The 9,489-nt window shown below is 61.7% G+C and carries 7 protein-coding genes; 3 read left to right on the top strand and 4 right to left on the bottom strand.

Annotation, left to right across the window (positions count from 1 at the left end; all coding sequences use genetic code 11):
• Positions 1-1,599: 1,599 nt before the first annotated feature.
• Entirely contained in the window at positions 1,600-2,826 is a 1,227-nt protein-coding gene (locus tag ACZY1F_RS18150) for an ATP-binding protein (RefSeq protein WP_463943628.1), read from the bottom strand.
• 466 nt (positions 2,827-3,292) lie between these two features.
• Here ACZY1F_RS18150 and ACZY1F_RS18145 point away from each other — a divergent pair, with 466 nt between their 5' ends.
• The 3 genes from ACZY1F_RS18145 to ACZY1F_RS18135 all read left to right on the top strand — a co-directional run bounded on the left by ACZY1F_RS18145 (position 3,293) and on the right by ACZY1F_RS18135 (position 5,467).
• Positions 3,293-3,499: a hypothetical protein gene (locus ACZY1F_RS18145; protein WP_463943626.1), complete on the top strand. Its 207-nt coding sequence runs from the start codon at positions 3,293-3,295 to the stop codon at positions 3,497-3,499.
• A complete protein-coding gene (locus tag ACZY1F_RS18140) occupies positions 3,492-3,875 on the top strand; it encodes an Hpt domain-containing protein (protein WP_463943624.1) in 384 nt (127 codons plus the stop codon). The genes ACZY1F_RS18145 and ACZY1F_RS18140 overlap by 8 nt, the downstream gene beginning before the upstream one ends.
• A gap of 1,400 nt (positions 3,876-5,275) precedes the next feature.
• Positions 5,276-5,467: a hypothetical protein gene (locus ACZY1F_RS18135; RefSeq protein ID WP_463943622.1), complete on the top strand. Its 192-nt coding sequence runs from the start codon at positions 5,276-5,278 to the stop codon at positions 5,465-5,467.
• A gap of 127 nt (positions 5,468-5,594) precedes the next feature.
• On the opposite strand, the gene ACZY1F_RS18130 is transcribed toward ACZY1F_RS18135, so the two are convergent.
• The 3 genes from ACZY1F_RS18130 to ACZY1F_RS18120 form a co-directional block, all read right to left on the bottom strand.
• Positions 5,595-6,428 carry a PRC and DUF2382 domain-containing protein gene (locus ACZY1F_RS18130; protein ID WP_463943621.1) on the bottom strand — a complete coding sequence of 278 codons (834 nt, stop codon included), beginning with the start codon at positions 6,426-6,428 and terminating at the stop codon, positions 5,595-5,597.
• Positions 6,429-6,909: 481 nt separating this feature from the next.
• Positions 6,910-7,767: a phosphatase PAP2 family protein gene (locus ACZY1F_RS18125; protein WP_463943619.1), complete on the bottom strand. Its 858-nt coding sequence runs from the start codon at positions 7,765-7,767 to the stop codon at positions 6,910-6,912.
• Positions 7,768-8,114: 347 nt separating this feature from the next.
• On the bottom strand, positions 8,115-9,149 hold the full coding sequence (locus ACZY1F_RS18120) for an AAA family ATPase (protein WP_463943618.1): 1,035 nt from the start codon (positions 9,147-9,149) through the stop codon (positions 8,115-8,117).
• Positions 9,150-9,489 lie beyond the last annotated feature (340 nt).

The raw sequence follows: 9,489 nt of genomic DNA, 5'->3' as shown, positions 1-9,489 counted from the left end.
GCTCGCGCCGGCGAGCGGCTTGTTGACGCACCATGTCACAGCGGGTGTAGCTGCCGTGATTGGACAACCTATTGGTTCCATCGCAGCCGAGACGCAGCCGGGCGCGTTGATCAAAGCAACGGAAGATGGGGCAGGGCAAAACCACCCAGACCCCATTTCTGACGAACGAGCCGAAGACGCTAACGGGATTCAAACCTGCGAAGCAGACGTAACTGCCGTCAGGTCCCTGTTGTGTAGTTACAGCGCAGGGTTCCGAGCTATCGAAGGGGTTGAACTCACAGAACATACTTTCGTAGCGCGCGCTGTCACTGACGCATTGAGGGCATACCCGCAGTTCAGCCCGCGGAACCATCCAGCGAAGCAGTCGGAGAAAGATTACGCATCGGTCACCCTCGCAATTTCCCCCACAGCCTCCGTTGATGATCAGGTTACTGTCAGGGACGCCCATCATTTGTCCTTGGCGGGAATAGCGCGTGCAATTCGCAGAAGCGGAAAGTCACCCCAGACGGAGTCCCCCGGGGCATCCGTACCCGGATTTTCCATCGTGAGTTTGCGCGACCCTGAGTTCCCGGTGGATGCAAGACATGCTGGCGCCCCTGTCCCCGTGGTCTTCGGATTTGGACACGTCGTACAGACGCCCCCAGCGAGCGATGAAGCTGGGCCAAAGAACATTATTAGCCTAAGCCTTCTTTTTAACCAGCAGGTGTTCAGCAATACAGAGGTGCTTGAGTTCCTGTCCTTGGTGAAGGACAGACTTGAAAATGCACACTTCGAGCCTGAATTGCGATACGCCTCTCAAGGCTGCTAGACCGCAAAATCCGCATCATCGAAAGCAAGAATGTGGACTCAAGCCGCTCCCACATGGAGCAGTGAGAGGCCCTCATCGGCCCTGCTTCTGGTGCGCAATAGAATTCTCTTCCAACACCGCAAGCACGAGCTCGCTAAAGATCAATCGGTTACCCGCGGAAATCACTGACCAGGAAAAAAGATGACAACTATCGACGAAACCGTACTCACTGACCCGGACCCCGGGTGGATGGCAGCCATAGGCACCTATGTCTGCCTCATAAAGCCGGGCGGTATGCCCCAGTGTGGAACTCTTGATGCCAAGACCCCAGATGGCAGCGTTATCTGGGTTACCTCCGACTCTGGTGAACGCCGGCTCTTTCACGTGAGCGATGGCTTCAGCCTTCTGAGCTTGATCGCACCTTCCCCTAAGACCAAGTCGTCCTGAGTCGCCGCCGCTGACGGCGTCCGTACCGGCGGCCTGGTGTCGACGCGGACGGGACGAGGACTTCGCAATGGATCTGTGGGAGGCTGCCAGCGCGGTAAGGTCGCGTTCTTTTCAAACTTCCCTGTCCCGTTAGGTACACCCCAACCTGACGTCAGGCTACGGCTCGTACACCGTCAGAATAGGGTCCGGAAAGCGTTTCCTAGACGCCCTCCGCGCCACTCCTATATGCCAATCTGACGGGGTTTGCAGTCTGGACGGTGATGCACCAGTGCGGGTGAAGACTGATGGATCTTGAGTCTGCGGGTGTCGTTTCCCGCTGGGACTTGTTGTTCCCGCCCGGTGAAACACGTCACCTGGACGGGAGTTTATTTCTTCGGTTTCGTGCGCCTCTTTTGAACAGGCGGGACGTCCAGGTGCGGGACGGCGCGCAGCATGAACCGGTCAAAGTGCGGAACCGTGAAGCCCGCGTAGCCGTGGGCGGGCGTATAGAGCAGGCCCATGCTGATGAGTTCTGACCGTGTGGGGGCCAGCTGGGTGGACTCGCGTCCCATGACGGCGGCGACGTCGGCGGCCTTTTGGGAGTCGGGGCCCAGCTGTGCCATCGCGCGCATGTAGGCGATCTGCAGCTGGGTGGCCCTGTCGAGCCGGACGCGGAAGAACGAGGAATCAAGTTTTGCCTCGTAGGCGTCCTTGGCATCCTCAACATCTTCCAAGGTGATGGAGTCGCCGTCTGCGACTGCCCACACTTGGTACCCAAGTTCCTGCACGAAGTATGGGTAGCCTTCAGTGAGGTCGAAGGCCCTGACCAGTGCATCGTCCTCGAAGTGCACATGTTCGATGTGCGCTGGCTCGGCCAACGCTTTCTTGGCATCTTCGAAATCCAGGGATCCGAGTTTCGGGAACTTGAAGAGCCGCTCGGCGTAGGATTTTGCGTCGCCGGCAAGCTCGGCGATCTGGGGTAACCCGGCCCCGACAAACGTAACCGGGAGTTTTCTCTGCACCGATTTGTGGATCGCCTGGATGACGGCTTCGAGTTGTGATTGGCTCAGGAACTGGACCTCGTCGAACAGGAGCACCAGGCCCGTCCCGTGTTCCCTGGCGGCTTCGCCTATCGACACCAGGACGTCCGTCAGGTCCAGGGTAAGACTGCCGTGATCGGCGAATCCTTCGGCGGCGTCGACATCGAGTGACAGGGTCGGGATACCCGAGGAAGGATCGATGGAAAGGCTGAAGGACTGCAGGACCTGGGCAGCCTTCCGTGCTTTGTCTCCCCACTTGGCTCGTGGTGAAATTTGGTAGAGCGCGGCCCGCAACTGCGAGTAGATCGTCCTCCGGAAGTGGTCGTCATCGTGTTTGCTGGCCTCGAGTTCCAGGACCTTCCATTTGAACTCTTCGGCGATCTGACGGAACTCCCCCAGCAACACGGTTTTGCCCACGCCGCGTAGGCCGGTGACGATCATGGATTGATTGGTGCGGCCCTTGTCGAGTCTCCGCAGGAGGATCCGGAAGTCCTCAAGGAGATCGTCACGGCCGATGACAATCTCCGGTGTAGCGCCGGCGTTCGGAGTGTAGGGGTTGTTCACTGGGTCCATGTTACGAATCTTACAAGGTTTACTTCACTTTATTGATTTCTAATAAAGGATGCATTTTGCAATAAAGTCTAGGTACGGGTCCGACGCTTATCCCACGCTGTACGCTCTGTGCTGTAACTCCAGGTCGCGCTCGGGGCTCCGCTGGTCGGTGCGTAGACCGTCGGCACGTCGAGAACTGCAGGGCAGCAGGGACCGGCTCGGCAGCACCGTACACTTGTGGAGGCGTCTCCACCGTTTATGCTGGCCAACTCCCACATCCTCACGGTGACCCCGAAGACACTGGCCAACCTCACCGCACTGACTGCCGGCATGACCGAGGACCTGAAGGTCACCACGACCCTGCCGGACACCGCACCGAAACGAGCTCCAGGGCCTCAGCAGCACCATCGGCTTCGACTCCACCGCCACCCAGCGGACAGCCACCACCAAGTAATCCGCCAGTCTCCGGAACGAGGGGCCCACCCCCATGAGCACCGCCATCAAATTCACCTCAATCGCCCATCAGGGTGAAGCACGGCCGCAACATAAGGTGAGCCCTCGCACGGGTTCCTGGCCGGCGGCACGGATCCTCCGCCGGACCCTGTCCCTGCTCATCACCCGCCTGCTGGTCCTGGCTGTCGCCGCGTTCCCAGAGACGCCTCAAGCTAAGGCGGAGGCAGAGGGACTTGCCTGAGCGGCTCCTGGCGCCGCTGTATCTTGACCGGATCTACGACCTGGCCGATCAGCTGGAAGACCCGGATGAGGCCTTGAAATTCCTCGAGGCCTATCTCGAAATGTTGCCCGGCCGTCTGCAAAGGATTCTGACCGCCCTGCACGGATACGACAAGAAGGCATCCGTCGATGCCATTCTGAGCCTGAAAATCACGTCGTCAATGGCCGGCGCCCTCAGTGCTGAGGCATGCTGCCTGGAACTTGAAATGCTCGTCCGGGAAGGACAGTTCGGCCCGGCCATGATCACTTCTCGGCACCTGGAGTCCGAAGTATCAGCGCTGTGCGCCTACACCCCTGACGTAATAGCGGAAGCCCGGAACGGCTTCACGGATAAGTAGGATATGGCGGCATGAAAACTCGAGTACCGCCTACTCGTGTCTCCGGTCTGCCATGCCGCGTATCGTCCCTCCTAAGTCCTGGGGGACGTTGGTAAATGTGGCGACTCTCAGGGGCTGATTATGAGTTTGAATCTGGAAGGATACCGGGCACTTCAGCAGAATGGCGCCAGCGTCAAAGCGCCGCCACTCTTCGATGCTGCGGTGCTGGAGAAGCTTCGTGAGGGACTCGGCGAGGACGACAGCGTCTGGAGGGTGTTCGTTCAGAATTTCATTGCGCTGCTGCCCGACAGGATCCGCCGGGTCCAACTGGCTGACGACCGGAGACCTGGCGGGCGCGCTGGATGCTGCGCTGAGCCTGAAGACGTCCGCGCAGATGGTCGGCGCAGAGAGGCTCGCGGGCCTTGCCCTGGAATTGGAGCTTTCCCTTCGGGCCGTGAACGATCAGGAACCCGAAAGAGCTTTGCCCCCGATGGCGGCGGTGCACCTGCCGCGGATCACGCGATGCAGCCAGCAGACCACAGATCTGCTGCTGCGGTGCCTCCCCTGACATCGGGAGATGAGCGTTAAGCATCCGGATGACGATGAGCTTGTGGCCCTCAGGGACCATCGCTTCCAGGGCCTGCCTTGGCTTGCGCGTAGGTGTCACCGACGGCGTTGACACTGCTGTGTCCGCCGTCTGGTTCCTCAAGGGTGCCTGAAATCTCCGCCCAACGCCTTAGCTCAAACCCGGCAGTGGTCCCCGGGTTTGAGCCACTTCCGGAGGGACAACGAACCTGAGATCATTCAAGCAGGCCTCCTGAAGGTGGGACCAAAACAGCCGGGCCGGTAGCGTTCCGCCCCACACCGAGGTATCCCGTGGAGGACCACATGCATCCTCTGACTCTGATCTGTATCGTCCTCGCGGCGGCGGTTCTGTGGATCGCATTCACTTGGAGCCTGCTTGCCCATCTCGCCCGCTCAGAACGCCGTGAAGGGGTGAGAGCACCCCGTAAGAGTGCCGACAACAACACCGGTCGGTGGCATGGGACCAGAACACCGAGGAGACTAACGGTGCGGCGCGTTCGGCCGTCTCGGAGGGTCGTCGTACACAGTCGAATCAGGTAAGTCAGTACTCTTCTGCCTGCCCCGGGCGTCCTCATAAGGTGGAGAACAGGGGTCGGCGGTGAGTGGTGCGGTCTGCGACCATGCACACCACCCCCAGCCTCCGTCGGCCCCCTCTACTCTGCGGCTTCCAGATGGAATTCGACCCGGTACTTCATGAACCGGCGGCGGACCAGGAAATCTTCAAGCTGCTTCTCCATTTGGAACGCGTGCTGGCGGCTGGACCCATCCCTCGTGCGTGGCCCAGGAGTTGGCGGTTCGGTGCCTGCTGGACCAAGTGGAAGTCATTCAGAACCTGTATGGTCTTGACCCTTGCCTACGGCTGGCGCGGCAGGCTTGAAGAACGCGTGCTCGAAGACACCGACAGCGGATTGCCTTACCAGAACGCGATGGACGGATTCGAATGGCACCAGACTTGGCTGGGTGTCTGGGAGCAGGGACGGCACAGCGCGGCGCTCCCCAGGGCTTCTGCAGCCGTTACGGCTTCATAGTGTTATTGCCCTGCCAACAGGTGGCCAGGCAATAACACCATGAAGAGGCCGGGGCCGCTCGAGGCGGCTCCCGGCGTCGCTCGCATTATTTTGTGCCGCGGCGTGGCTGCGGCGCCTTAATGCCCGATTAGCGGCGGGTTTCGTCCACGTCGTCGGATTCGATGCGTTCCTTGCGGACTTCCTCATCGATGGTGACGTCGTCCGTGACGGTTTCCTTATTCAGCCGGACACGCTCGACCGGCACCGTTTCCTTCTCGACCACGGGACGCTCCTCGTGCAGGATCACCTCGTGCTCCTCCTCGCTGATGTCCGGGCCCGAGAGTGCGGCCCCGCGGTTGGCGTCCGTGATGGGCTCCCGCTCCAGGCGGACTTCCTCCCGCTTCACAGGAACCGTTTGCGTCACGTTTTCCGTGACGACGTACTTGCGGAGCCGGACGCGGCCGGTGGCCTGACGCTCCGTGCCCACGTTCAGGCGTTCTTCGGATCGGGTCATGGCGCCATCCGTAGTGGGACCGGACGTGTCGTGACCGACCGCACCCTCGTTCCGCGTGCCTGCGTTAAGATCGGCATCGCCGGCATCGCGAACGGCCCTGTCAGCGTCAACATCCCTGTCAGTATCGGAGCGTGTTTGCGAGTAGGTGCTTGCGCCCCGTTCGTAGTGGGCATAGAGGCGGTCTTCCTCTTCCGGCTCCAGATGACCGTCCGTCTCCACGCGCGGGGCGTCCTTGACATGGTCCTTTGTATACGGGACCACCAGGTCATTACCTTCGGACCTGGAACCCTCAACCGGAACGAAGGACTGGGACGTGCCAAACAGTCCCGTCTTGACGGTGACCCAAGTGGGCTCGCCGGTGTCGTCGTCGGCGTAGAGCTGGCCGATCGAGCCGATTTTCGCGCCGTCGGATCCGATGACGTTTCCGCCCTTGTTGAGCAGGACTTCGATGTTTTCCCTCGTGAGCATGAGTTCTCCCTTGGATGGCGTCTTTGCGCTGAGCTGTTGCGGTAGGGCCACCCGTCCGACGGCGATTCATCAGCCGCGGCAGGTGGCATCCCCCATCTGCTTGAGGTCCGCTGCAACTGCCTTAATATGGTAAGCATGCTTAGCATTGAAAGCAAGGCTACTTAGTATTATCAAGTGCATGGGGGCCGCTTTTCTGGACGAGAACAGTGACCGCCCGCATCACGGCGCAGCGGGGCGGCATTGGTAGCCACAGGGCGTACCAAGGATCGGAACGCTGCGCGCCCCCCGCTTCCTTCCCACGTCCTGGGGTAGCGGCAAAAACCAGCACAGGCAGGAGTGTTGCCTGGTCGGGCACCCGCCGCGAAAACGACGGGTCCGCATACGAAACTGCAGGATCCATTCCGGCCGCGCCCGGCTCTGCAGGAACCTACTCTCGGCTCCACCTTGACTCCTTACGGTTCGCCTTCCGCCGCCTCTTCCTCTAGCCGACGCTTGGTGAGTTCGGCACCTGCGCATCCTCGGACGAGGCTCGGTGTTTCCGGGCGGTCAGATAGAGCCGGTGCGCGGTGATCACCAGGGCCAGCCACGCAGCCCCGAGGCACCACGCGGCCAAAACGTCGGTAAGCCAGTGGTGGCCCAGATAGACCCTGCTCAATCCGATGGTCAGCGCAAATGCAGCGGCCAGGGCCGCCACGAGAAACCTCCTCCGGGGTGACTTCAGGCGAAGAATTATCAGGTAGGCCACGATTCCCGCGATCACCACCGAGTTCAGTGAATGCCCACTGGGAAACGACGCTGAATACTCGTACGGCGGAACAGCGTCGGTCAACGGCGGACGCGTCCTGCCAACCAACTGCTTGCCGGCAATCGTCATCAGGAGCGACCCCGCCGCGGCCGTGACGATCAGGATCACCGGGGTCCAGGAGCGGCGGCGGAACGCCAGGAAGAGCATTACGGCCAAGGCCAGGATGGGCATTCCAATGGTGCCCCCGATGTCCGTATAGGCCGTCACCAGCCCATTCAGCGCGGGGGAACGGACGCCCATCGCTGCGTCCAGCACCGGATGATCCAATCCTGCCACTCCGTCAGCATTGACCACCGACTCGTAGACCTGAGCGAAGACTGCGGTGAGGGCTACCGCTATCACCGCTCCCGCCGCCAGGATGAGAATCAGGGCGGAATGCGGTCCCAGGACGGCACTGATGCGCTGGACCATGCGAGCCAGGAACCGCCCAAGGGAGTTGTCCCAGCGCGTTAAGTCCTGGCCACCGACATACCGGTCCTGTTGCAGTTCTCCCTGCACCCCGGCGGCGGGAGAGCTGTTCACGTCCTTGTACATGTCACTCCCCTATCCACGGCCGGGATCCTTCTCCCGGCAAGTTGTAAGCAAGCTTACTTTCTTGCCTCGGCGGAGCGTCGAACTCTCTGACTACAGCGACGTCATAGGTGTCGGACATCCGAATCCCTTTCAGCTGCGATAAGCAACGAAGATGGATGCCGGAGACTACATACGGCCGGCGGTTAGGTTCGCGTCACCCTCGAATCCGCTCCGCCTGCTTCTTGGCCGTAGCGAGCAAGCTTGGGGTGGTAGAAAGGCTGTCCTCCGGTTGCACGATAGTGGACTAGTTGTGCTCTTCCCGCTCGGGGGCGGTACGCGTCTTCGCCTGACAGCCGCCGCAGATCCGGTCAGACCAGCCAGCGCCAGCAACGTGACCGCTCCGGTTCCGGCGTCGGTTCCGGCTCCGGCTCCTCGCCCAAGGCCAGCGCGGCCTCGACGATGTCGTCCGCGGTGAGCGTCATGACGGCCTCACGATCGAGCGCGTCGAGACTTCGTTCCTCGTCGAGCGACAGCCGCAGCGCCTGGCGGTTGAGCGCCTGCTCGAACAGCGTGCGGGCGAACCGTGCGTTGCCGGAGTCCTCGCCCGCGTGAAGCCCGGTGAGGATGCGGCGCAGCATCTGGTCCGCACCCGGCCCCAGCGTGTACTCGTGCTGGGCCAGCATCTGGTGGAAGATCGTCTGGAGTGCGTCGACGGAGTAGTCGGGGAACGTGATCTCTCGGGCGAACCGGGAGCGCAGTCCGGGGTTCGAGAGCAAGAAGGACTCCATCAGCCGCGGGTACCCGGCCACAATCACGACGAGGCGGTGGCGGTGGTCCTCCATCCGCTTGAGCAGGACCTCGATCGCCTCGGGGCCGAAGTCCATCCGGCCGTCCTCCGGGGCCAGCGCGTAGGCCTCGTCGATGAACAGGACGCCGTCCAGCGCACGCCGGATCACCCGGTCCGTCTTGATGGCGGTCGCGCCGACGTACTGCCCCACCAGGCCCGAACGGTCGACCTCGACCAGATGGCCTTTCTGCAGCAGACCGACCGCACGGTACATCTCGGCCAGGAGCCGCGCCACAGTGGTCTTGCCCGTGCCAGGGTTTCCGAGAAACACCAGATGCTGTGATGTGGCCACCTCAGGCAGGCCGTGCGCCTTACGGCGGGCCTGGACCTGGAGCAGTGCGACGAGGGCCCGCACCTGTTCCTTCACGGTCTCCAGTCCGACCAGCGCGTCGAGCTCGGCCTGGACCTCGGACAGCGGCCGGGCCGGCCCGGGCCTGGCACCGATGAGATCGCCGACCAGGTCGTCGACGCGCTCTGAACTGGGCAGCTTGAGCTGATCGGCCAGATGGCCGAGGGTTTCGCGCAGGTCGTCGAGCGGATGGCGGCTGGGAGCCATGCATCCACTGTAATACTCGATTCCCGGCCGGGGTGGGGTCGGCCTCACCAGTCTCAAGTCCCTTTTGGTCGTAGTATTCACGCGGTACGGGCTGTCTCCGTTGGATAATGCGGGCACGTGCGATCCGCAGGACAGCAGCAAAAAACAGAAAAACGCTTCTACAGGGCGGGCGCAGCGAGGCCCTTTAGTCAGTGTTTAAAGAGGTGAGGCCGGCCCCTAATGAAATGGTCCCCCACATCAAGACTCGCAGAACGGATACCACCGTGGATTCCCCGCCGAAACCTAGCAGCGAACGGCGTCAGGTTCTACCCTAAGAGCAGGTGAATGTCCTGCCGCTGGC

Source organism: Pseudarthrobacter xylosi, assembly GCF_055412765.1.
Note: the sequence above shows the minus strand (reverse complement) of the source record. Positions and strands in the feature narration are given on the sequence as shown.